Source organism: Citrobacter farmeri (genome assembly GCF_019048065.1).
GTDB classification, from domain to species: domain Bacteria; phylum Pseudomonadota; class Gammaproteobacteria; order Enterobacterales; family Enterobacteriaceae; genus Citrobacter_A; species Citrobacter_A farmeri.
The window spans coordinates 1370472-1392030 of sequence record NZ_CP077291.1 but is presented as its reverse complement, the minus strand read 5'-3'; the positions used below and the strand labels follow the sequence as shown (position 1 = coordinate 1392030).

The 21559-nt window shown below is 53.0% G+C and carries 19 protein-coding genes, 6 tRNA genes and 1 other RNA gene; 14 read left to right on the top strand and 12 right to left on the bottom strand.

All coding sequences use genetic code 11. The features are described 5' to 3' along the window. Positions 1-59: 59 nt before the first annotated feature. Both I6L53_RS06475 and I6L53_RS06470 read left to right on the top strand, forming a co-directional pair. Positions 60-1757, top strand: coding sequence for a sensor histidine kinase (locus I6L53_RS06475; protein ID WP_094465609.1), 1698 nt, complete (start codon positions 60-62; stop codon positions 1755-1757). 14 nt (positions 1758-1771) lie between these two features. After that, positions 1772-2506, top strand: coding sequence for a LytR/AlgR family response regulator transcription factor (locus I6L53_RS06470; RefSeq protein ID WP_042317710.1), 735 nt, complete (start codon positions 1772-1774; stop codon positions 2504-2506). Positions 2507-2542: 36 nt separating this feature from the next. Here I6L53_RS06470 and I6L53_RS06465 read toward each other — a convergent pair whose 3' ends face one another. Beyond that, positions 2543-3025 carry a cold-shock protein gene (locus I6L53_RS06465; RefSeq protein ID WP_042317709.1) on the bottom strand — a complete coding sequence of 161 codons (483 nt, stop codon included), beginning with the start codon at positions 3023-3025 and terminating at the stop codon, positions 2543-2545. Positions 3026-3214: 189 nt separating this feature from the next. Between I6L53_RS06465 and I6L53_RS06460 the strand changes: the two genes are divergently transcribed. After that, positions 3215-3913: an RluA family pseudouridine synthase gene (locus tag I6L53_RS06460; RefSeq protein WP_042317708.1), complete on the top strand. Its 699-nt coding sequence runs from the start codon at positions 3215-3217 to the stop codon at positions 3911-3913. A 7-nt stretch (positions 3914-3920) separates the two neighbouring features. Here the strand turns inward: I6L53_RS06460 and I6L53_RS06455 are convergent, their stop codons facing one another. Both I6L53_RS06455 and glk read right to left on the bottom strand, forming a co-directional pair. Further along, positions 3921-4460, bottom strand: a complete 540-nt coding sequence (locus I6L53_RS06455) for a DUF2058 domain-containing protein (RefSeq protein ID WP_042317707.1) — start codon at positions 4458-4460, stop codon at positions 3921-3923. A 205-nt stretch (positions 4461-4665) separates the two neighbouring features. Beyond that, complete coding sequence (glk, locus tag I6L53_RS06450) at positions 4666-5631, bottom strand: glucokinase (RefSeq protein ID WP_042317706.1); 966 nt, start codon at positions 5629-5631, stop codon at positions 4666-4668. 204 nt (positions 5632-5835) lie between these two features. Here glk and I6L53_RS06445 point away from each other — a divergent pair, with 204 nt between their 5' ends. Then, the gene (locus I6L53_RS06445) at positions 5836-7071 is read left to right on the top strand and encodes an ion channel protein (RefSeq protein ID WP_042317704.1); all 1236 of its coding nucleotides are present in this window, start codon (positions 5836-5838) and stop codon (positions 7069-7071) included. Here I6L53_RS06445 and I6L53_RS06440 read toward each other — a convergent pair whose 3' ends face one another. Next, the gene (locus I6L53_RS06440; RefSeq protein ID WP_042317703.1) at positions 7072-8727 is read right to left on the bottom strand and encodes an alpha-keto acid decarboxylase family protein; all 1656 of its coding nucleotides are present in this window, start codon (positions 8725-8727) and stop codon (positions 7072-7074) included. Between the two features lie 181 nt (positions 8728-8908). Between I6L53_RS06440 and mgrA the strand changes: the two genes are divergently transcribed. Together mgrA and ypeC are read left to right on the top strand one after the other, a co-directional pair. Then, positions 8909-9907, top strand: a complete 999-nt coding sequence (gene mgrA, locus I6L53_RS06435; RefSeq protein ID WP_042317702.1) for an L-glyceraldehyde 3-phosphate reductase — start codon at positions 8909-8911, stop codon at positions 9905-9907. Positions 9908-10033: 126 nt separating this feature from the next. Beyond that, complete coding sequence (ypeC, locus tag I6L53_RS06430; protein ID WP_042317701.1) at positions 10034-10360, top strand: DUF2502 domain-containing protein YpeC; 327 nt, start codon at positions 10034-10036, stop codon at positions 10358-10360. Positions 10361-10413: 53 nt separating this feature from the next. Here the strand turns inward: ypeC and I6L53_RS06425 are convergent, their stop codons facing one another. Together I6L53_RS06425 and I6L53_RS23770 are read right to left on the bottom strand one after the other, a co-directional pair. Next, entirely contained in the window at positions 10414-11652 is a 1239-nt protein-coding gene (locus tag I6L53_RS06425) for an Nramp family divalent metal transporter (protein WP_042317700.1), read from the bottom strand. Further along, a complete protein-coding gene (locus I6L53_RS23770) occupies positions 11633-11722 on the bottom strand; it encodes a hypothetical protein (RefSeq protein WP_420909113.1) in 90 nt (29 codons plus the stop codon). Before I6L53_RS23770 ends, I6L53_RS06425 begins: the two co-directional genes overlap by 20 nt. 273 nt (positions 11723-11995) lie before the next feature. On the opposite strand from I6L53_RS23770, the gene nupC reads away from it, so the two are divergent. Further along, on the top strand, positions 11996-13198 hold the full coding sequence (gene nupC, locus I6L53_RS06420) for a nucleoside permease NupC (protein WP_217124964.1): 1203 nt from the start codon (positions 11996-11998) through the stop codon (positions 13196-13198). 41 nt (positions 13199-13239) lie between these two features. On the opposite strand, the gene I6L53_RS06415 is transcribed toward nupC, so the two are convergent. The 3 genes from I6L53_RS06415 to I6L53_RS06405 all read right to left on the bottom strand — a co-directional run bounded on the left by I6L53_RS06415 (position 13240) and on the right by I6L53_RS06405 (position 15826). Next, a complete protein-coding gene (locus I6L53_RS06415; RefSeq protein WP_042317918.1) occupies positions 13240-15438 on the bottom strand; it encodes a bifunctional diguanylate cyclase/phosphodiesterase in 2199 nt (732 codons plus the stop codon). Positions 15439-15634: 196 nt separating this feature from the next. Beyond that, a tRNA-Ala gene (locus tag I6L53_RS06410) sits at positions 15635-15710 on the bottom strand. A 40-nt stretch (positions 15711-15750) separates the two neighbouring features. After that, a tRNA-Ala gene (locus I6L53_RS06405) sits at positions 15751-15826 on the bottom strand. 221 nt (positions 15827-16047) lie between these two features. Here I6L53_RS06405 and I6L53_RS06400 point away from each other — a divergent pair. Together I6L53_RS06400 and I6L53_RS06395 are read left to right on the top strand one after the other, a co-directional pair. Further along, positions 16048-16410 carry a MerR family transcriptional regulator gene (locus tag I6L53_RS06400; RefSeq protein ID WP_042317698.1) on the top strand — a complete coding sequence of 121 codons (363 nt, stop codon included), beginning with the start codon at positions 16048-16050 and terminating at the stop codon, positions 16408-16410. Position 16411: 1 nt separating this feature from the next. Further along, positions 16412-16804 carry a MerR family transcriptional regulator gene (locus tag I6L53_RS06395; RefSeq protein ID WP_042317697.1) on the top strand — a complete coding sequence of 131 codons (393 nt, stop codon included), beginning with the start codon at positions 16412-16414 and terminating at the stop codon, positions 16802-16804. Between the two features lie 53 nt (positions 16805-16857). On the opposite strand, the gene gltX is transcribed toward I6L53_RS06395, so the two are convergent. Then, positions 16858-18273: a glutamate--tRNA ligase gene (gene gltX / locus I6L53_RS06390; protein ID WP_042317696.1), complete on the bottom strand. Its 1416-nt coding sequence runs from the start codon at positions 18271-18273 to the stop codon at positions 16858-16860. Between the two features lie 258 nt (positions 18274-18531). Here gltX and I6L53_RS06385 point away from each other — a divergent pair. The 5 genes from I6L53_RS06385 (at position 18532) to I6L53_RS06365 (ending at position 19082) form a co-directional block, all read left to right on the top strand. Further along, a tRNA-Val gene (locus I6L53_RS06385) sits at positions 18532-18607 on the top strand. Positions 18608-18652: 45 nt separating this feature from the next. Next, positions 18653-18728: transfer RNA gene (locus tag I6L53_RS06380), tRNA-Val, on the top strand. Between the two features lie 41 nt (positions 18729-18769). Beyond that, a tRNA-Val gene (locus tag I6L53_RS06375) sits at positions 18770-18845 on the top strand. Between the two features lie 4 nt (positions 18846-18849). After that, positions 18850-18925, top strand: a tRNA-Lys gene (locus tag I6L53_RS06370). A gap of 22 nt (positions 18926-18947) precedes the next feature. Continuing rightward, positions 18948-19082: non-coding RNA, RtT sRNA (locus tag I6L53_RS06365), on the top strand. Between the two features lie 209 nt (positions 19083-19291). On the opposite strand, the gene I6L53_RS06360 is transcribed toward I6L53_RS06365, so the two are convergent. Next, the gene (locus I6L53_RS06360) at positions 19292-20176 is read right to left on the bottom strand and encodes a LysR family transcriptional regulator (RefSeq protein ID WP_042317690.1); all 885 of its coding nucleotides are present in this window, start codon (positions 20174-20176) and stop codon (positions 19292-19294) included. 98 nt (positions 20177-20274) lie between these two features. Beyond that, complete coding sequence (locus I6L53_RS06355; RefSeq protein ID WP_042317689.1) at positions 20275-21531, bottom strand: nucleoside permease; 1257 nt, start codon at positions 21529-21531, stop codon at positions 20275-20277. Between the last annotated feature and the right edge of the window lie 28 nt (positions 21532-21559).

The following is a 21559-nucleotide window of genomic DNA, read 5'->3' as shown; positions in this document are numbered from 1 at the left end:
TGGTCATCCGCCCTGCGGTTACCTATCATAGTTCTTTAACCCTTTGGCAAGAGTCGCCCGTGCACGAAATATTTACCATGCTGCTGGCCGTCTTTGACCGTGCAGCGCTGATGCTATTCTGTCTGTTCTTTCTCATCCGCATCCGCCTGTTTCGCGAGCTGCTGCATAAGTCTGCCCATACGCCAAAAGAACTGCTCGCCGTCACCGCCATTTTTTCGATGTTTGCGTTGTTCAGCACCTGGTCCGGCGTTCCGGTCGAAGGTTCGCTGGTGAATGTGCGGATCATTGCCGTGATGTCAGGCGGGATCCTGTTTGGTCCGTGGGTAGGTATTATTACGGGGGTAATTGCCGGGACGCACCGCTATCTGATTGACATCGGCGGAGTGACAGCACTCCCCTGCTTTATCACCAGCATCCTGGCGGGGTGTCTTGCAGGCTGGATTAACCGCAAGATCCCTAAAGCCCAACACTGGCGCGCCGGGATTTTGGGCGGCATGCTTTGTGAAACGCTGACGATGATCCTGGTTGTTCTCTGGGCACCAACCACCGAACTGGGGCTGGATATCGTCTCGAAAATCGGTATTCCGATGATCCTCGGCAGCGTCTGTATCGGGTTTATTGTGATGCTGGTACAGAGCGTTGAAGGGGAGAAAGAAGCGAGCGCCGCGCGACAGGCCAAACTGGCGCTGGATATCGCCAATAAAACGCTGCCCCTGTTTCGCCATGTCAACAGCGAGTCGTTGCGCCAGATCTGCGAAATCATTCGTCACGATATTCACGCCGACGCGGTGGCAATTACCAATACCCAACATGTACTGGCCTACGTCGGCGTCGGGGAAGCCAACTACCGCAACCACGATGACTTCGTCAGCCCAACCACTCAACAGGCGATCAATCATGGCGAAATTATCATTAAAAATAATGATGAAGCACACCGCACGCCGGAGATCCACTCCATGCTGGTCATTCCATTATGGGAAAAAGGGGTGGTGACCGGCACACTGAAAATTTACTACTGTCACGCCCATCAGATCACCTCGTCATTGCAGGAGATGGCGGTTGGTCTGTCACAGATTATTTCGACCCAGCTCGAGGTGTCCCGTACCGAGCAATTACGGGAAATGGCAAATAAGGCAGAGCTACGTGCGTTACAAAGTAAAATTAATCCTCATTTCCTGTTTAACGCCCTGAACGCCATTTCGTCATCGATTCGGCTGAATCCGGATACTGCTCGCCAGCTTATTTATAATTTGTCGCGTTACCTGCGCTATAACATTGAGTTAAAGGATGACGAGCAGATCGACATCAAAAAAGAGCTGTATCAAATCAAGGATTACATTGCCATTGAACAGGCCCGTTTTGGCGATAAGCTGACCGTTATTTATGATATTGATGAAGAGGTAAACTGCGCCATCCCCAGCCTGTTGATACAACCGTTAGTGGAGAACGCTATTGTCCACGGCATCCAGCCCTGTAAAGGGAAAGGCGTGGTGACGATTAGCGTCGCCGAGTGCGGCAACCGGGTGCGCATTGCCGTAAGGGACACCGGCCACGGTATCGATCCGAAGGTGATTGAGCGTGTGGAATCCAACGAAATGCCAGGCAATAAAATTGGTCTGCTTAATGTCCATCATCGCGTTAAGCTGTTATACGGTGAAGGCCTGCATATTCGCCGCCTGGAGCCAGGTACCGAAATCGCCTTTTATGTGCCTAACCACCGCGCGGCGACCGCTACGCCCGCCACGTTATTGCTTTAAGCCGGAGTAACACTGTGAAAGTCATCATCGTTGAAGATGAATTCCTCGCCCAACAGGAACTCAGTTGGCTGATTAAAGAACATAGCCAGATGGAGATTGTCGGTACGTTTGACGATGGCCTGGATGTACTGAAGTTTTTGCAGCATCACCGCGTCGACGCCATTTTTCTCGATATCAATATCCCGTCTCTGGACGGCGTTCTGCTGGCGCAAAATATCAGTCAGTTCGCCCATAAGCCGTTTATTGTGTTTATTACCGCGTGGAAAGAACATGCGGTTGAAGCGTTCGAGCTGGAGGCATTTGACTATATTCTTAAGCCATATCAGGAATCGCGGATCGTCGGGATGCTGCAAAAACTGGAGACGGCCTGGCAGCAGCAACAGTCCGGTGCCGGTGCGACTGGGCCCGTTACGCGCGAAAACGACACCATCAACCTGATCAAAGATGAGCGAATTATCGTCACGCCGATCAACGATATTTATTACGCCGAAGCCCATGAGAAAATGACGTTTGTTTATACGCGGCGGGAGTCGTACGTGATGCCCATCAATATCACCGAGTTCTGCAACAAACTGCCGCCCTCGCATTTTTTCCGCTGCCACCGCTCGTTCTGCGTCAATCTGAACAAGATCCGCGAGATCGAGCCGTGGTTTAACAATACCTATATTCTGCGGCTCAAGGATCTGGAATTTGAGATCCCCGTAAGCCGCAGTAAGGTAAAAGAGTTTCGGCAGTTAATGCATTTATAGTGAACAGCGTTGCGTTGTCGCCTGGCAGCGCAAAAATCAGACTTTGAGCATTTTGACCGTGGACTCGATATCAATCTCATCTTCCGAAAAGATCAGCGTCGTGCCCTGGAAAGTGGTGATCGCCAGTTTTTTCACCGAGCGCATTTCACCGGGTTTCGCCGTGGTTTTCGGCCTGATGCTGTTCATCAGCAGCCCAACAGAGAGCACCGCATTGTCTTTATCAATCGGTGTATCGACCGGGACCTCTTCGCTGAACACCACGAATGACTTAATCGAGGTGAGCTTCAGGCGCTCGCCCGCGATATAGATATATTTACTGTCCGGCACGACCTTCACCGCATACGCAGAAAGGCCTTTGTTGTTGGTGGTCGGCTCAAAGGTTACCGCCGCATCTTTCTTGATAAGCTCAGGGTTGGCAACCTTAATCACATGAAAATAGCGGTTATCGCCGTTCTCATCTTTGATAAATCCAAAACCTTTATCTTTAAACCACGTTGTGATTGTTCCGTTCATCGCCATTACCGTCTGGTTAATCTACTCAATTTTTTGCAGCGCGCAGTGTAAAGCACAATGCCTGCGCAGACCACGTCTTTGGGTTAAGTCTGGATGATATATTTCGGGGACGCGAGGGAAAGTGAAGTCGTCGTCATTCGCCGGTCGGCTGAAAATGGGTTATCATCCACACCCACTTTCCCGCCGGGCAGCCTGATGTCTACGATCATTGATACCTTTATTGCCCCACCATGCGACGATGAAATAGAGACGCTCTATCAGGACGATCACCTGGTGTTGATCAATAAGCCTGCCGGGTTACTCAGTCTTTCAGGGAAGAATCCGCAAAATCTTGATTCGGTACATTATCGGCTGGTTCAGCAATTCCCTGGCTGCACGCTGGTCCACCGCCTGGATTTCGGCACGTCCGGACTGATGGTGGTGGCGCGGAATAAAGCGATCAATGCCGCCCTCTGCCACCAGTTCAGCCAGCGCACCGTCAGCAAAGTCTACAGCGCGCTGCTCTGTGGACATCTGGAAGCTGACCAGGGAACGATCGACGCGCCGATTGCCAAAGATCCCGCCCTGTTTCCGCTGATGTCGATTTGCCCAATCAATGGCAAACCCGCACGGTCTCGCTATCAGGTCGTTGAGCGTTTTGCCCGGCAACTGGCCGATGGGACCTCTATACCGTTAACGCGGGTCCAACTCACGCCCGAAACCGGGCGCACACATCAGCTACGCCTTCATTGCCAGCAAGTGGGGCACCCGATTCTGGGCTGCGACCTGTATGGCGGTCGCCTGCTGCCCGGTACAGAACACACTTCGCGTTTAATGCTTCACGCCAGCGAACTGCGCTTTGTTCACCCCGTCAGCGGAGAGCAAATTAACGTTCATCACGCCGCGCCGTTTTGACCGTGCCTTACCACATTAAATCATCAGGCACTTTAAAATCCGCATACGGATCGTCTTCATCCTGCTCTTCCTGACTCAGCGCACTGTGTAATACGATGCTGCTGGCATCGCGCTGCGCAATCTTATCGGCGACGCTGGCCGGGATAATCGCATATTCACTCTCGCCGCTGTTATCGGCCACCAGACGCGCAATGGCCAGACGTCCGTTGATCAGTTGCGTCTGGGTCAGCTTATCCACTTCGATTTTTTTGATGAGATTGTTATCGGTGAAGTTAAAGCCAATGTCGCCTTTTGCGACAGTGATCCGGTTCATTTCAATCAGTTGCTTCACCTGGGCTTTAAATTCTTTCGCCAGCGTTGCCTGTTTTTGCTGCTCACTGAGCTGTTTATCACGCTCAAGCTGCGCCTTTTTATTTTCTTCGACCGCCTCTCTTGCCTCACGAGCCTGCACGCGTGATTTTTTAGCCGTTCTCTGGACTTTCGCCATCTTTTTGCTGGTTACTAAACCCGCTTTCAGCATCTGCTCTTGTAAGGTAAGTTTCGTCATCTTTGCTTCTGAGTCTGGTGAATGATAGGTGGAATTATACCTGCAATATTTGCGGCGATACCAGTTGGCAGACGCGGTTTACGGGTCTCGTTATGATCGGACAGGGTTACACATGCTGCCCGATAATAAACAGTGCGTCCGTGCGACGCAGAGAATGGGGATCAAAAAACCGCGTGAAGTACGCGGTTTGTCCGTCTAACGTAGCTTACAGAATCTGGCCTAACGTCTGGCGCAGATGTGCCCCCGCGCCGAGCAGACCGGGATTATCGTGAACGATCAGATATACCGGAATGTCCTGGACATACGCTTTAAAGCGACCTTTATCTTCAAAACCGCCACGGAAGCCCGAGGCTTTAAAGAATTCCAGGAAACGAGGCACGATGCCACCGGCGATGTAGACGCCGCCAAAGGTGCCCAACGTTAACGCCAGATCGCCGCCGAAACGTCCCATGATCACACAGAACAGCGAGAGCGCGCGGCGACAATCAGTGCAGCTGTCGGCCAGCGCGCGTTCAGTAATATCTTTTGGCTGCAAATTTTCCGGCAAACGACCATCGGATTTAACGATCGCGCGATACAAATTCACCAGTCCCGGACCAGAAAGTACACGCTCCGCCGAGACGTGACCAATCTCTGCACGCAGTACCTCAAGGATGATCGCCTCTTCTTCGCTGTTCGGCGCGAAATCGACGTGCCCCCCTTCGCCCGGCAGGCTGACCCAACGTTTATCGACATGAACCAGATGCGATACCCCCAGCCCAGTGCCCGCACCATAAACCGCGATAGGCTTACCCTCAACCGGCTCCGCACCGCCAAACTGGATCAAATGCTCTTTTTTCAGCATCGGGATCGCCATCGACACCGCGGTGAAATCATTAATGATTTCCAGGTGGCTGAAGCCAAGATTCTTTTTCATCTCTGCAATAGAAAACGCCCAGGTATGGTTGGTCATCGCGACCCAGTCACCCGTAATGGGGCAGGCAATCGCGATACAGCCAGCGTCAACGTTAACCTTGCGCTCATCGAGGTAAACACGCACGACAGCTTCCAGACTGGGATAGTCCAGACCGGAATAGGTTTTGGCCTGCGAGATTTCACCGCTGTCGATATCACACAGAGCAAGACGGGCGTTGGTGCCGCCGACATCACCTACTAAAGCATACTTTGTCATTCTTCTACTGCTCCGCTAAAGTCAAAATAAGTCTTTGCCACACTGTAAATACACGGGGGCATAACAACAACGTCAGAAAAGCGAGTCCCCTGAAAATATCGATCCAGGTCACACAATAACTTTATCGTTTCAGCACCATTTGCAGCGATGCCATCCGTCTGACACGGCAAACTGAGCACAAGACACGGCATTAAGGAAAAAAACATGCTCCATCCGCGAGCCAGAACCATGTTGTTATTGTCGCTTCCCGCTCTGATCCTGGGGGTTGCATCCAGTTTAGTCCTGTTAGTCGTCATGAAGTTTGCTTCCATCTTGCAGAGCATACTCTGGCAACGTCTGCCGGGAAGTTTGGGGATCGCCGCCGATTCTTCCGTCTGGATCCTGCTCATCCTGACGCTAACCGGGGTTATGGTTGGTCTGGTGATTCGCTACAGCACCGGACATGCCGGCCCGGATCCTGCCACCGAACCGCTGATCGGTGCGCCGATTTCTCCTGCGGCGTTGCCTGGTTTGATCGTTGCGCTGGTACTGGGGCTGGCAGGTGGCGTTAGCCTCGGTCCCGAACATCCGATTATGGCAGTTAACATTGCATTAGCCGTTGCGCTGGGGCGTCGGTTTTTTCCACGGATTGATGCACTCGACTGGACTATTCTGGCCTCTGCAGGCACCATCGGCGCCCTGTTTGGCACACCGGTCGCCGCCGCATTGATTTTCTCGCAAACCCTGAGCGGCTCGAACGATACCCCTTTGTGGGATCGCCTCTTTGCACCGTTAATGGCGGCGGCGGCAGGTTCGCTGACCACCAGTTTGTTCTTTCATCCTCACTTCTCGCTGCCTGTCGCCCACTATACCCAGATGCGCATCGTGGACATTTTCTCCGGAGCCGTGGTGGCGGCGATTGCTATTGCGGTGGGGATGGTGGCGGTCTGGTGCTTACCCCGGTTGCACGCGTTACTGCATCGCCTGAAGAACCCGGTGTTGCTCCTCGGCGTCGGCGGCTTCCTTTTAGGGATACTCGGCGTGGTGGGAGGACCGCTGACGTTATTTAAGGGCCTGGACGAAATGCAGCAAATGGCATTCAGCCAGACGCTCGACACAACGGATTTCTTCATGTTAGCAGTGATTAAACTCGCCGCGCTGGTCATTGCGGCAGCCAGCGGTTTTCGTGGAGGGCGGATCTTTCCGGCGGTTTTTATCGGCGTGGCGTTAGGGCTGATGCTGCACGCCCACGTTGAAGCCGTTCCGGCGGCCATTACCGTCTCCTGCGCGATTCTGGGCCTCGTACTGGTCGTCACCCGTGACGGCTGGCTCAGCCTGTTTATGGCCGCGGTGGTGGTGCCAGACACCACCCTGCTGCCGCTACTGTGTATTGTGATGCTTCCGGCCTGGCTGCTACTGGCGGGTAAACCGATGATGGTCGCCAACCGGGAAGATAAATAATCATCCGCTGTTACGCGATTCCAGCGCCTGGGTGACCTGACGTAACAGCGCGGGTAAATCGGCTTTCGGTAGTACAACTTCAATCAGCGAAAGCCGCTGTGGACGCGCCTGCCGGGTCAGCACCTCCTCGAGCTGGATGGCCTGAGTCACCCGCCAGCATTCAGCCTGATCCGCAAGGCTGAATGCCCGAGGGATCTGGGTCCAGTTCCAGGAAGCAATATCGTTGTACCGCTGTTTCTCCCCGTGGATCGCACGCTCGACGGTATACCCGTCGTTATTAAGCACCAGGATTACCGGCGCCTGCCCGTCGCGCAGCATAGAACCTATTTCCTGGATAGTCAGTTGCGCCGCGCCATCGCCGGTTATCAGAATCACCCGACGCTCAGGAGCCGCCGTTTGTGCGCCAAACGCTGCGGGCAGCGAATAGCCTATCGATCCCCAGAGCGGTTGGACTATCAGTTCCGCCCCCGTGGGTAGCGACAAAGACGCCGCGCCAAACGCCGCCGTTCCCTGATCGGCGAGGATAAGATCGCCGGGGGCCAGTGCCTGCTGCACGGTATGCCAGAAGTTCTCCTGGGTCAGAGGTCCTCTTTCAATGTGTGGCTGTACGGTCGCAGGTTTAGCGGGCGGCGGCGCAAAGGAGAGCTCCAGGCACAGCTCACGCAATGTGGTGACCGCCTGCTCCATAGACAGACCGCTGAACCAGATTTCTCCCACCCGCGATGCCTGCGGCTGAACCTCAATCGTGCGTTCCAGCGCCAGTTGCTGGGTAAAACCAGCCGTCAGCGTATCGACGAATCGGGTGCCCACGCAAATCGTGGTATCCGCCTGTTCTATCGCCTGACGGACATCGTCGCTGCTGGCTCCCGCGCTGTAGGTGCCAACAAACCCCGGCTGTTGTTCGTCGAAAAGCCCTTTCCCCATCAACAACGTGGCGTGGGCGATGGGCGTCTCGGCCATCCAACGTTGCAGGACCGGTTGCAGACCAAAACGGTGGGCGAGAAAATCTGCCAGCAATGCCACGCGCGGGCTGTTAATCAGCTTTTGTCGGGCATGGTAGCGAAATGCCGTCACCACGTTCTCCTGCAAATCCGGTCCAGCGAGAGCCAACTCCGTCGAGGGAGGTAATGCGGGACGTTTCGCTACATCAGCAGGCAGCATCAGATAACCCGGGCGATGGGCGGTCAACATCGTGCACAGCACGCGGTCAATCTCGTGACAGGCGTTTTGCTCATCCAACAGCGCGCTGGCAACACAGAGGGACTGGCTCATACGGTAGAAATGCTGGAAATCGCCATCGCCCAGCGTGTGGTGCATCAGTTCGCCCCGCCGCTGCGCGCCGCTACACGGGGCACCAACAATATGCAATATGGGGACATATTCCGCATAGCTGCCCGCCAGACCATTCATCGCACTGAGTTCCCCCACGCCGAACGTGGTCAGCAACGCGCCAGCCCCTGCGACCCGAGCATAACCGTCCGCCGCATAGGCGGCGTTAAGCTCGTTCGCGCATCCTACCCAGCGTACAAGCGGATGTTCGATCACATGGTCAAGAAACTGCAAATTATAATCGCCCGGCACGCCAAACAGATGCCCGATGCCGCACCCGGCGATTCTGTCGAGCAGGTAATCCGCAACGGTGTAAGGGGTTTGCATGACAGCTTTCCTTCTGACGATAACCTCATGTTGAGTATTGAAGAAGCGTTGGGGCTGTCCAGAAAGCGGCGGCGATGAGGGTGGAAAGAAAAACGTACAGTGTCCGGGGCGAAAATGTCATTGAATAAAGACGAGTGTAAACGTATACACTTGAGAGCTGAATTCACTGCGAGGGAAGACAATGGTTTACCAGCCTGTTGAAAATCGTTATCAGAGAATGGCATTTCGCCGCTGCGGTCAGAGCGGCCTGAAGCTACCCGCTATCTCGCTTGGCTTGTGGCATAACTTCGGCGACACCACCCAGGTGGAAAACAGCCGGGCCCTGCTTCAGCGGGCGTTTGATCTGGGGATCACCCACTTTGACCTCGCGAATAACTACGGTCCCCCGCCGGGTTCCGCGGAACGTAACTTTGGCCGCATCCTTCAGGAAGATTTTTTGCCGTGGCGCGATGAGCTGATCATCTCCACCAAAGCGGGTTATACCATGTGGGATGGCCCTTACGGCGACTGGGGATCCCGCAAATATCTGATTGCCAGCCTTGATCAAAGTCTGAAGCGGATGGGGCTTGAGTACGTGGATATTTTCTACCATCACCGTCCGGATCCCCAAACGCCTCTGCAAGAGACGATGAAAGCACTGGACCACATCGTCCGCCAGGGGAAAGCGCTGTATGTGGGGCTCTCCAATTATCCTGCCGATCGTGCGCGTGAAGCTATTGATATTCTCAACGACCTGGGTACACCGTGTCTGATTCATCAGCCCAAATATTCGATGTTTGAACGCTGGGTGGAGAGCGAACTGTTGGCGATGTTGCAGGAAAAAGGGGTAGGCAGTATCGCGTTTTCGCCGCTGGCAGGAGGACAACTCACCGATCGCTACCTGAATGGGATCCCGGCAGACTCCAGGGCGGCGAGCGGAAGCCGTTTTCTGAACCCGGATCAGATCACCGCCGGAAAGCTGGACACCGTTCGCCAGCTCAATACGCTGGCCGAAAAGCGCGGGCAAAAACTGTCGCAGATGGCGCTCGCGTGGGTGCTGCGTAACGACAACGTCACCTCAGTATTGATTGGTGCCAGTAAAACCGCGCAGATTGAAGATGCGGTCGGCATGCTGGCCAATCGTCATTTCACCGAGCAGGAGTGCGCCGATATCGACAACATTCTGAACAGCACGCGCTAACTATTTTTTTAGCAATTCGTGCTCTCATTCATGATTTAAGAGTTAAGGCGATGAAATGGGGCTTTACGGCCCCGTAATATTACGTTAACAGGCCGACTACGGCTTCGATCGTGAAGGAGATAAAGAATGTTCAGGTCACTGATTCTGGCGGCAGCCTTACTGGCTTTTACACCGCTTGCCGCAAACGCGGGCGAAATCACCCTGTTGCCATCGATAAAATTACAAATTGGCGATCGCGATAATTACGGTAACTACTGGGACGGCGGACACTGGCGTGACCGCGACTACTGGCATCGCAATTATGAATGGCGTAAAAATCGCTGGTGGCGACATGATAATGGCTATCACCGTGGCTGGGATAAGCGTAAAGCTTACGAGCGCGGATACCGGGAAGGCTGGCGCGATCGCGACGACCACCGGGGTCGCGGCAAAGGTCACGGACACCGTCATTAATCCCATTTTTGTTGAAAGCCCGATACGCAAGTCTCGGGCTTTTTCATTGCCGGTTACAACCCCAGCGCCGTGCCCACCAGCAACCACAGATTCAGCGCCACCACCAGTACCACAATCATCCAGCCAATCTGTTTAACCCAGCGGGTGTTCACCAGATCGCCCATCAGTTTACTGTCGCCGGTAAAAATCAGCAGTGGGATCAACGCCAGTGCGATACCAAAACTTAACAACACCTGGCTCATCACCAGGATACGCGTCGGGTCAAGACCTAACAGAATAACGATAAATGACGGCATCATGGTGATGGTACGGCGTACCCACAACGGGATATGAAAGCGGACAAAGCCCTGCATCACGACCTGCCCCGCCAGCGTCCCAACTACCGTTGACGACAGTCCCGCCGCCACCAGACTCAGCCCGAAAACCGTTGCCGCCGCGTGACTTAACAACGGCTCCAGGGTCAGATAGGCCTGATCCAGATCGGCAATCCCCGTGTGACCACTAAAGTGAAACGCGGCGGCAGCCGTCGCCATCATCGCCAGATTGACGAACCCCGCAATGGTCATGGCGATAGCCACATCCCATTTTGTCGCCGCATAGCGCTGTTGACGGGTGCCGCCGTGCAGGTGTTGCGTTAAGGAAGAGTGCAGATAGATAACGTGCGGCATAATGGTTGCACCCAGTACCCCGGCAGCCAGAAACACGGCTTCAGAGTTGGGCAAGCTGGGGATCATCATGCCTTTACTCAGCTGCGCGAAATTGGGTTGGGAAAAGATCAGTTCAACGATATAAGCCATAGCGACGAACAGCAGCAGACCGCCGATCACTTTTTCCAGCGGCTTTTGCCCGCGCCGCTGGAGCATCAGGATCAGGAAGGTGGCGATCCCGGTCAACACCGCCCCCTGCAATAACGAAACGCCAAGGATCAGTTTGAATCCTATCGCCGCACCGATAAATTCCGCGAGATCGGTTGCCATCGCAATGATCTCCGCCTGCACCCAATAGAACCAGACCACCGGGCGCGGATAGCGATCGCGAATTTGTTCAGCCAGATTTTTACCCGTGGCAATGCCCAGTTTGGCTGACAAGACCTGGATAAGCATCGCCATCAGGTTGGCCCAGACCACCACCCACAGCAGTTGATAACCAAAACTGGCACCGGCCTGAATGTTCGTCGCGAAGTTGCCCGGGTCGATATACCCGATAGCCGCGACGAACGCAGGCCCCATTAACGTGAGCCTTAACTTGCGCGCTGCTCTTCCACTGCTACTCTCAACGCGATCGTTTGTCATCTTCTGCCTCTGAAACATAGCCTGTGCTATGTTTAATGTTATGCCTGATGAGAATGGTTATCAAGTGCATGTAAAAGAGGTAACCTTGATTTCTCTGATAGTCGGGAACGATAAAGAGTGCGGGTGCAGGAAGTGCGCGCAGCATGTTTAATAATTGTTATTATATTAGCACAATAAATTAACTATTAACTTTCGTATCAGTCATAACAGAAGTGTATGCCGGATCACTATTTTTGAATCTCGTCACAGGTCCTGATTATAGTGTGTGTTAGATCTCGTTTTCTTTGCACACGTTGCATAGAATGTGCACGGAAATTTAACCTGCCTCATATTTGGAGCAAATATGGACCGCGTCCTTCATTTTGTCCTGGCACTTGCCGTTGTTGCGATCCTCGCATTGCTGGTAAGCAGTGACCGTAAAAAAATTCGCATTCGTTATGTCGTTCAACTGCTTGTTATCGAAGTGTTACTGGCGTGGTTCTTCCTGAACTCTGACGTCGGCCTCGGCTTCGTTAGAGGCTTTTCCGAAATGTTTGAAAAACTGCTCGGATTCGCCAATGAAGGGACGAACTTCGTCTTTGGCAGCATGAACGACAAAGGCCTGGCCTTCTTCTTCCTGAAAGTCCTGTGCCCTATCGTCTTCATTTCAGCGTTGATCGGTATTCTGCAGCATATTCGCGTGCTGCCGATTATCATCCGTTCTATTGGCTTCTTGTTATCCAAAGTCAACGGCATGGGCAAACTGGAATCCTTCAACGCCGTCAGCTCGCTGATCCTTGGTCAGTCTGAGAACTTTATCGCGTATAAAGACATTCTCGGCAAAATGTCCCGCAACCGCATGTACACCATGGCTGCAACGGCAATGTCCACCGTTTCCATGTCTATCGTCGGCGCGTACATGACCATGCTGGAGCCAAAATACGTCGTTGCGGCGCTGGTTCTGAACATGTTCAGCACCTTTATCGTGCTGTCGCTGATCAACCCGTACCGCGTTGATGCCAGCGAAGAAAACATCCAGATGTCCAACCTGCACGAAGGTCAGAGCTTCTTTGAGATGCTGGGTGAATACATCCTGGCTGGCTTCAAAGTTGCGATCATCGTTGCTGCCATGCTGATCGGCTTCATCGCCCTGATCGCCGCGCTGAACACGTTGTTTGCTACCGTGACCGGCTGGTTTGGCTACAGCATTTCCTTCCAGGGCATCCTGGGCTACATCTTCTACCCGATTGCCTGGGTGATGGGTGTGCCGTCCAGCGAAGCGCTGCAGGTGGGCAGTATCATGGCGACCAAACTGGTTTCCAACGAATTTGTTGCGATGATGGACCTGCAGAAAATCGCTTCCACGCTCTCTCCACGCGCTGAAGGTATCCTCTCTGTGTTCCTGGTCTCCTTCGCCAACTTCTCTTCTATCGGTATCATCGCAGGTGCGATTAAAGGCCTGAACGAAGAGCAAGGTAACGTCGTGTCCCGCTTCGGTCTGAAGCTGGTTTACGGTTCTACACTGGTGAGCGTCCTGTCTGCCTCTATCGCCGCACTGGTTCTGTAAGAGAGCACTAAACAGAAAACGGGGAGCATATCCCCGTTTTTTTATCCCTGTAATTCCCCTAACGGCCTCGGTCGTCCAATCAAATACCCTTGCAGGTAGTTCACGCCCAGACTTAACAGCAGCTCCCGCTGTGCAGGCGTTTCTACATATTCCGCTACCACGCTTAACGACTTTGCTTTTGCCAGATCGGTTATCGATTTCACGATCATTGCATCTAGCGAATCGGTCAGAATATCTTTCACGAACACGCCATCGATTTTGATGATGTCAGCCTGCAGGCGCTTCAGACGCTCATAATTGGCATACCCGGTCCCAAAATCGTCAATCGCAATCCTGAAGCCAAATTTGTGCAACTGTTCGATATTTTGCATGCTGGTTTCCGAATTGGAAAACGCCTGCTCTTCAGTGATCTCAATGATGACCGTTTCTGGAGCAATGCCATAGCGAGTGAATAAGCGAATAATGCGCGGCGCGGTCTCTTTTTGCAGCAAGGTCAGCGGCATTAAATTGACCGAGAAAAGTGGACCAGACTTATCAGAAGGATGCGCGGCCAGCCAGGTCAGTAAGGCTTCAACGACCTGTAAATCAAAACGGGCGCTGAGGTTAAACTGCGCAATCAGCGGGATAAACTGATCCGGAGTCATGATGCCTTCATCGCTTTTCAGCCGGGCGAGAATTTCATCGTACCCTTTGCCTTGGGCGTCGCGAATAGGTTGTGTGTAAAGCAGGAGATCGCCGTTATCGAGCGCGTTACGAATTTTATTGAGCAACAGCACTCGCTCGGTCGTCTGGCCCGTTGCGACTTCCTGACTGTGAGTCAGCGCCAATACCCGGTGATTTGCACAGGATTGCTCCGCCAGCCAGCTCAACTGACCCAACAACGGTTGCAATGTCTCCGGCTTACCATCCCATTGTCCCCAGGATGCGCCATACCCAATGTCCAGCCCGGTGTTGTTCCAGAAAATTTTACGACTGTTCAACAGGTCGAGCATATGTTGCAGGCGGGCATCCATCTCCGGCCCGGTGAGCACCAGCAATAATTCGCTGCCGGGTAACTGAAAGATTTTTTCATTCTCAAGCATCAACGGTTGCAACATCCGGTGCACCGTGCGTTTGCTATGCACGCGCATTAACATGCCGTAGTGACGGCTCAGAAACTCCATATTCTCCATGCGCAAGCAGCAGACACTCTGCCCGGACTCTTTTTGCAGGAACTGTTCCAGCGCGCGCAGATTTGGCAAGCGAGTTAACGGATCGGTAAGCGCCTGCTGATGCCAACGACGATTCAACCATTCACTACGCTGGTAAATACGCATCATATAGAGCAGACAAATACTGAACGAGACCAGTACTGACAGGACGAAGGCCAACGAATATTCCGATCCGACGCCCTGTAAAAAATTGCGATTATAGGTCAGCAAGAACAGCGTAGAAATCGCCCAGCTCAGGTTCAAAAAAGGGTAGGTCAGCTTGCCCACACCGGAGGTGAAAATGATAAAGAAAACGGGAACCAGATACCCGGCAATGTAATCGTTGTCATACGGGGAGCACATCAGGATAAGCATAACGGCAATGACAGTGAGCCAGCATAAGGTAAATAAGCGAATTTCCTTTTTGAAACAGGGGGCGATATCCCTGCGCCAGAATGTCCTGGCATAGTGTGGGCTCACGATCATTCGCATTGGGTAATAAAAAAGCAGGGTAAAGATGAGCACCGCGGAGATCAGACTTAGAATGTCGACAATCGTAAAAATTGCGGCGGCAGTTCCAAAGAACGTCGAGACCGCTACCGGAAAGTCGAGATAATTCCCCGCCAGATACATGCTGACTTTAATACCCACAGGGGTGATAAAACCGAACAAAATGACGCGTCGCCAGATATTGCGATTGGGTAGCCCGTAGCGCCAGCGCGAACCCAACTGCCAGCGGGCAATGGCACAGATGCCCACCACAGCAAACATCTGGCAAAACAGAAGTACGACTCCCTGGGCAAACGGCAGATGAAGATTCCAGTGGTTAGTGATGTATAACGCTGACATGACAGGCAGAACACCGCGCCTGCCGAAAAGAAACATCATCGACAGCAGTACGCACAGCGGCAACCACGAAAGATAGATATAGCTGGAATCGATAATGGCCAAAGGGGAAATCAAACGCGAAAACTGAATGGCTGCGATGGAGAGCACGATCGCAAGAGCGAATATTCTTATATTATTTATCAGGTTGCGCTTGACTGGCATGAATTGGCTGCTCTCACGGAACGAACTATTAATCACATTAATGATAAGTTTATTCGCATCGCGAAGCAAACCTATGCCCACCAGAAACAGAGGCCCATATTGCAAATAAGACTCTGGCTTATCAGCAACTGTATTACAAAAATGGAAGGTATGCAGAGATAAAAAAACCCCCGCTTCACAGCGAGGGTTCTGAATTTGGTGGAGCTAAGCGGGATCGAACCGCTGACCTCTTGCATGCCATGCAAGCGCTCTCCCAGCTGAGCTATAGCCCCACGATGCGTTTACGTACCAAAAATTGTTGGGTTCAATTTTTGGTGGAGCTAAGCGGGATCGAACCGCTGACCTCTTGCATGCCATGCAAGCGCTCTCCCAGCTGAGCTATAGCCCCATTACGTAAAGCTTGTCGAGTTGACGGGCGGCATCATATGAATTCCCTTCGCATGTGTCAACGGCAAATTGAAAACGCCGATTCTAATCGCTGAAAAAGCAGACAACTGAATAACAATGCGCAGCAACTCGCATTCAGTAGTTAAACACGTCACGGTTTCCACTAAAATGGTGCTATAAAATGAACCACTAATTAACCATACGACTATTCAGGGAATCTTTATGTTCAAGGAGCGGATGACGCCAGAAGAACTCGCTAATCTGACGGGTTATAGCCGACAGACCATCAACAAGTGGGTACGGAAAGAGGGCTGGGCGACATCACCAAAACCAGGCGTCCAGGGTGGTAAAGCACGACTGGTGCATGTTAACGAACAGGTTCGTGAATATATCCGCAGCGCGGAACGCTCGGCGGAAGGGTTATCTGACACCTTTTCCCCCCCAGGCGATGCCTCACTGGAAGCGCTGCTGGTCAAGCTGGTGAAAGAGATGACACCAGCCGAACAAAAACACTTCACCTCTTTGCTACTGCGGGAAGGGATTACCGGTTTATTACAACGCTTAGGGATCCGCGACAGCAAATAATATGAAAAGATTACGCAGCAAAATGACCACCGAAGAGTTGGCGGATTGCCTCGGTGTGGCTAAACAGACCGTGAATCGCTGGATCCGCGAACAAAAATGGGAAACGGAAAAATTCCCCGGTGTTAAAGGCGGTCGCGCAAGGCTCGTTCACATCGATACGCGCGTGCGGGAATTTATTCTGAACATTCCGGCGTTTCGTAACCATTCTGCATTTTACCAGGCTGAAGAGCCACTGGCCGAATACAACCCTGTTATACGCAGTCATGCCTACCGACAGATTATTAATGCCGTGGAAAATATGTCCGAAGCGGAACGGGAAAAGTTAGCACAGTTTCTTTCACGCGAAGGCATCCGCGGTTTACTTACTCGCCTGGGTCTGAATGATCCTGAGTGACACAAATAAAAACGGCAGAGTCTCCCCTGCCGTTGCGTTAATGCGGCGCTCGCTTACTGCTGCGCTTCACGATCCGCAATAAAAGCCAGTGCTTTATTGATACGCTCAATACTGCGGGTTTTACCAATCGCATGCACCGTTACGTCTAAGCCAGGCGACTGGCCCGCGCCGGTAACCGCCACACGCAGCGGCATACCGACTTTACCCATTCCCACTTCTAGCTCATCGGCGGTCGCCTGAATGGCATGGTGCACGTTTTCAGCCGTCCACTCGGTGATGGCTGCCAGTTTGTCGCGCACGACTTCCAGCGGCTGACGCGCAACCGGACGCAGGTGTTTCTTCGCGGCATCTGCATCAAACTCGGCAAAATCTTCGTAGAAGTAGCGGCAGCTCTGCGCCATCTCTTTCAGTGTCTTGCAACGCTCGCCCAGCAGTTTCACCAGTTCAGCCAATTGCGGGCCATTGCGCGTGTCGATATTTTCCTGCTCGATGTGCCACTGCAGATGCGTTGCCACATACTCCGGTGCCAGCGAGTTAATGTAGTGATGGTTCAGCCACTGCAGTTTTTCCGTGTTGAACGCACTGGCGGATTTGCTGACCGCACTAAGTGAGAACAGCTTGATCATCTCTTCACGGGTGAAGATTTCCTGATCGCCGCTGGACCAGCCCAGACGCACCAGATAGTTCAGCAGGGCTTCCGGCAGATAACCATCATCACGATACTGCATGACGCTCACCGCGCCGTGACGTTTGGACAGCTTTTTACCGTCGTCGCCGTTGATCATGGAAACGTGAGCATACACCGGTACCGGTGCGTTCAGCGCTTTAAGGATGTTGATCTGGCGTGGGGTATTGTTGATATGGTCTTCACCGCGAATTACGTGGGTGATCTCCATATCCCAGTCGTCAACCACAACACAGAAGTTATAGGTCGGGGAACCGTCGGTGCGGCGGATGATCAGATCGTCCAGCTCCTGATTGCTGAATTCGATCGGGCCGCGGATCTGGTCGTCAAAAATGACAGAACCGTCCTGCGGGTTGGCAAAACGGACAACGCAAGGCTCATCATCTGCATGATGTTCATGACCATGACGGCAGCGACCATCGTAACGCGGCTTTTCGCCCTTCGCCATCTGCTCTTCACGCAGTGCGTCCAGACGCTCTTTGGAGCAGTAACACTTATAAGCCGTACCCGCTTCCAACATCTCATCAATCACTGCGTTATAACGATCGAAACGTTTGGTCTGGAAGTACGGACCTTCGTCCCATTCCAGGCTCAGCCAGTTCATACCGTCCATAATAGCTTCGATTGCTTCCGGTGTAGAACGTTCGAGATCGGTGTCTTCAATACGCAGCACAAACTCACCGCCGTGATTACGTGCAAAAAGCCAGGAATAGAGAGCAGTACGCGCACCACCGACATGCAGATAACCTGTCGGGCTTGGCGCGAAGCGAGTTTTGATTTTCATGAAATGGCCTTACGTTAATAAAGATGCCGACAACCGGCAAATCCGGGAAAAATAGAATGGCCGATATTCTATCACTGTGAGGTAAATCCTCAATGTTGTTACCGGGTAAACGCCGCGCATAGACGTTTTTGTTTAGAAATCATGCGTCAGAGACCGTTTCACGATCGTTTTGCTTAAAATTACGACGAACGAACAATTTCTTTAGAAAAGGCGTTGACTCATTTTCAACTCTCCCTATAATGCGACTCCACACAGCGGGGGTGATTAGCTCAGCTGGGAGAGCACCTCCCTTACAAGGAGGGGGTCGGCGGTTCGATCCCGTCATCACCCACCAACTACTTTATGTAGTCTCCGCCGTGTAGATAAGAAATTGAGAAGTGGGTGATTAGCTCAGCTGGGAGAGCACCTCCCTTACAAGGAGGGGGTCGGCGGTTCGATCCCGTCATCACCCACCACTTTCTCGCCAGCTAAATTTCTTATTGTGAAGTACCGAAGTGGGTGATTAGCTCAGCTGGGAGAGCACCTCCCTTACAAGGAGGGGGTCGGCGGTTCGATCCCGTCATCACCCACCACTTCGGGTCGTTAGCTCAGTTGGTAGAGCAGTTGACTTTTAATCAATTGGTCGCAGGTTCGAATCCTGCACGACCCACCAATGTAAAAAGGCGCCCTAAAGGCGCCTTTTTGCTATGTGCAGAATCTGATGATTCGAACCTGCTGCAGGTTCGGTGTTGAGCGCAGCGAAACAACGGAGCCGCCTGCGGCGACGGCCCGAAGGGCGAGCGAAGCGAGTCATCCTGCACGACCCACCAATGTAAAAAGGCGCCCTAAAGGCGCCTTTTTGCTATGTGCAGAATGTAACGATTAGAGCCTGATGGCGCTTCGCTTATCAGGCCTACACTGCTTAGTTAAGTCGCGTAGGCTGGATAAGACGTCAGTCGCCATCCGGCGATATCAGGATTCACAAGGCTCAAACCTGCTTACCTGATGGCGCTTCGCTTATCAGGCCTACCCTTCTCAGCTACGCCGTTAAGGCATCAATCATATGTTCTAATGCGGGCGTCGCCTGCTGTTGGTCATAGACGATGTACAAATCTGCCGGAATACGCTCTTCTAACGGGCGGAACACCACTCCCGGCCAGTTCATCTGCGCATAGCTATCGGCAATCAGCGTAATGCCAATTCCCATACTGATCATCGCCAGCACCGTTTGCGGTTCCATCACTTCACGAATAATCATCGGAGAGAATCCCGCGCTCTGACAAACGCGTTGCAGAAATGCCCAGTCAGTGTGAACAGAAGGCATAGTGACGAAATATTCATTGCGCAGTGCGGCTAACGGTATTGCCTCACGGGCCGTCAGCGGATGCTCTTCCGGCATCGCAACCAGAAAAGAGGATTCATGCAGTCGCAGACTGGTAAATCCAGGCGCAGGTTCAATTGCCATTCGCCAGACGCCGGCATCCAGTTCACGTCGCTCCAGCATGGCCATCTGCATCGCCGGCATATTTTCGCGAAACATCACCTCAACGTTGGGATTCGCCTTCAGGAATCGCCGCATGACCGGGCGCATTTTTCCCCACATCGCGGTGCCAATCACCCCCAGTTCGATCCGCCCTGCCTCACCGCGCCCGATCTGTTCGACCCGCGCCAGTACCTGATTGGCGCTGGAAAGCAGCCGTCGTGACTCTTCCATCAGGATTTTCCCCGCATGGGTCAACGCCACGCTGCGTGAATGCCGGATAAACAACAGCGTGCCGAGCTCCTGTTCCAGCTCCTTGATGTGAATACTCAGCGGAGGCTGCGACATATTCAGACGAGCCGCGGCGCGTCCAAAATGCAACTCTTCGGCGACGGCAAGAAAATAACGCAGTAACTTGAGATCGATACGATGCGTGCGTTCCATGGGTAATGCGCTCCTGAGAAGAAGACTGATGCGCCAGGTTACCACATTGCATCGCAGAACAGGAACGGCGGGCAATACACGCCCGCCGCAAAGGAGGATTAACGGGCCAGCGAGGGTTGCGTCAGTTTTTCAGGCTCATGCTTGTACTTAAAGAACAGCGCAAAAATCACCGCCAGCGCCAGGGCATACGCCGCAAAGACGAGCCAGATGGTTTGCCAGTCCTTGACACCATCCACAGAGAAGTAATCGACCGCCATCCCGCTCAGGATGGAACCCACCCAGGCCCCGACGCCATTGACCATCGTCATAAACAGCCCCTGCGCGCTGGCACGGATCCGAGATTCCACTTCCTGCTCAACGAAAACGGAGCCAGAAATGTTGAAGAAGTCGAATGCGCAGCCGTAGACGATCATCGACATCAACAGCAAGACAAAACCGAACGGCGACGGATCGCCGAAGGCAAAGAAACCAAAACGCAATGTCCACGCCAGCATGCTCATCAGCATGACCGTTTTGATGCCAAAACGTTTGAGGAAGAACGGGATGGTCAGAATAAAGCCCACTTCCGCCATCTGCGAGACGGACAGTAAGATGGACGGGTATTTCACCACGAAACTGTCGGCAAATTGCGGATCGCGGGCAAAGTCGTGCAGGAAGGGATTACCGAAAACGTTGGTAATTTGCAGAACGGCCCCCAGCATCATCGCAAACAGGAAGAAGATCGCCATCCGCGGATTTTTGAACAGTACGAATGCGTCCAGCCCCAGCTTACTGGCGAACGACGCATTCGCTTTCTTCTCGGCTACCGGAATTTTAGGCAGCGTAAGTGCATAGATCGCCAGCAGCAGTGATGCACCGGACGCAATGTACAACTGCGCGCTGCTCAGCTCCAGCCCCATCAGACTTACCGTCCACATTGCGACGATAAACCCTAGCGTGCCAAAAACGCGGACAGGAGGAAATGTCGTTACCGGATCCTGCCCTGCCTGCGCCAGACAAGAGTAAGAGACGCTGTTAGAAAGAGAAATCGTTGGCATGAAGGCCATTGCGTTGATCAACATCACCCAGAACATGGTGTCCGGGTCGGTCACCGTGGTCGCGTAGAGCAACACGCCCGCGCAGAGCAGATGACAAAACATATAAGCGCGCTCAGCACGCAGCCACTTATCCGCAATGATACCCATAATGCCGGGCATGATAATCGCCGCCAGTCCTTTTGAGCTGTACACCATGCCCACATTGGCGCCGGTAAAATGAAGGGTGTTAATCATGTATGAACCCAGGGTCACCAGCCAGCTTCCCCAGATAAAATATTGCATAAACGACATGATCTTTAATCGGGACGCAATACCCATTTTTCACTTCCTTGCCGTAGAGTACGAA

What these genes read in the sequence shown, in the direction of transcription:
- I6L53_RS06440 (WP_042317703.1), bottom strand. Translation starts at nt 8,727, where the DNA reads ATGCAAACCCCTTACACCGTTGCGGATTACCTGCTCGACAGAATCGCC.
- glk (WP_042317706.1), bottom strand. Translation starts at nt 5,631, where the DNA reads ATGACAAAGTATGCTTTAGTAGGTGATGTCGGCGGCACCAACGCCCGT.
- I6L53_RS23770 (WP_420909113.1), bottom strand. Translation starts at nt 11,722, where the DNA reads ATGCACTTGATAACCATTCTCATCAGGCATAACATTAAACATAGCACA.
- I6L53_RS06465 (WP_042317709.1), bottom strand. Translation starts at nt 3,025, where the DNA reads ATGGCGATGAACGGAACAATCACAACGTGGTTTAAAGATAAAGGTTTT.
- I6L53_RS06355 (WP_042317689.1), bottom strand. Translation starts at nt 21,531, where the DNA reads ATGGGTATTGCGTCCCGATTAAAGATCATGTCGTTTATGCAATATTTT.
- I6L53_RS06460 (WP_042317708.1), top strand. Translation starts at nt 3,215, where the DNA reads ATGTCTACGATCATTGATACCTTTATTGCCCCACCATGCGACGATGAA.
- I6L53_RS06400 (WP_042317698.1), top strand. Translation starts at nt 16,048, where the DNA reads ATGTTCAAGGAGCGGATGACGCCAGAAGAACTCGCTAATCTGACGGGT.
- I6L53_RS06360 (WP_042317690.1), bottom strand. Translation starts at nt 20,176, where the DNA reads ATGGAACGCACGCATCGTATCGATCTCAAGTTACTGCGTTATTTTCTT.
- mgrA (WP_042317702.1), top strand. Translation starts at nt 8,909, where the DNA reads ATGGTTTACCAGCCTGTTGAAAATCGTTATCAGAGAATGGCATTTCGC.
- gltX (WP_042317696.1), bottom strand. Translation starts at nt 18,273, where the DNA reads ATGAAAATCAAAACTCGCTTCGCGCCAAGCCCGACAGGTTATCTGCAT.
- I6L53_RS06425 (WP_042317700.1), bottom strand. Translation starts at nt 11,652, where the DNA reads ATGACAAACGATCGCGTTGAGAGTAGCAGTGGAAGAGCAGCGCGCAAG.
- ypeC (WP_042317701.1), top strand. Translation starts at nt 10,034, where the DNA reads ATGTTCAGGTCACTGATTCTGGCGGCAGCCTTACTGGCTTTTACACCG.
- nupC (WP_217124964.1), top strand. Translation starts at nt 11,996, where the DNA reads ATGGACCGCGTCCTTCATTTTGTCCTGGCACTTGCCGTTGTTGCGATC.
- I6L53_RS06455 (WP_042317707.1), bottom strand. Translation starts at nt 4,460, where the DNA reads ATGACGAAACTTACCTTACAAGAGCAGATGCTGAAAGCGGGTTTAGTA.
- I6L53_RS06415 (WP_042317918.1), bottom strand. Translation starts at nt 15,438, where the DNA reads ATGCCAGTCAAGCGCAACCTGATAAATAATATAAGAATATTCGCTCTT.
- I6L53_RS06445 (WP_042317704.1), top strand. Translation starts at nt 5,836, where the DNA reads ATGCTCCATCCGCGAGCCAGAACCATGTTGTTATTGTCGCTTCCCGCT.
- I6L53_RS06395 (WP_042317697.1), top strand. Translation starts at nt 16,412, where the DNA reads ATGAAAAGATTACGCAGCAAAATGACCACCGAAGAGTTGGCGGATTGC.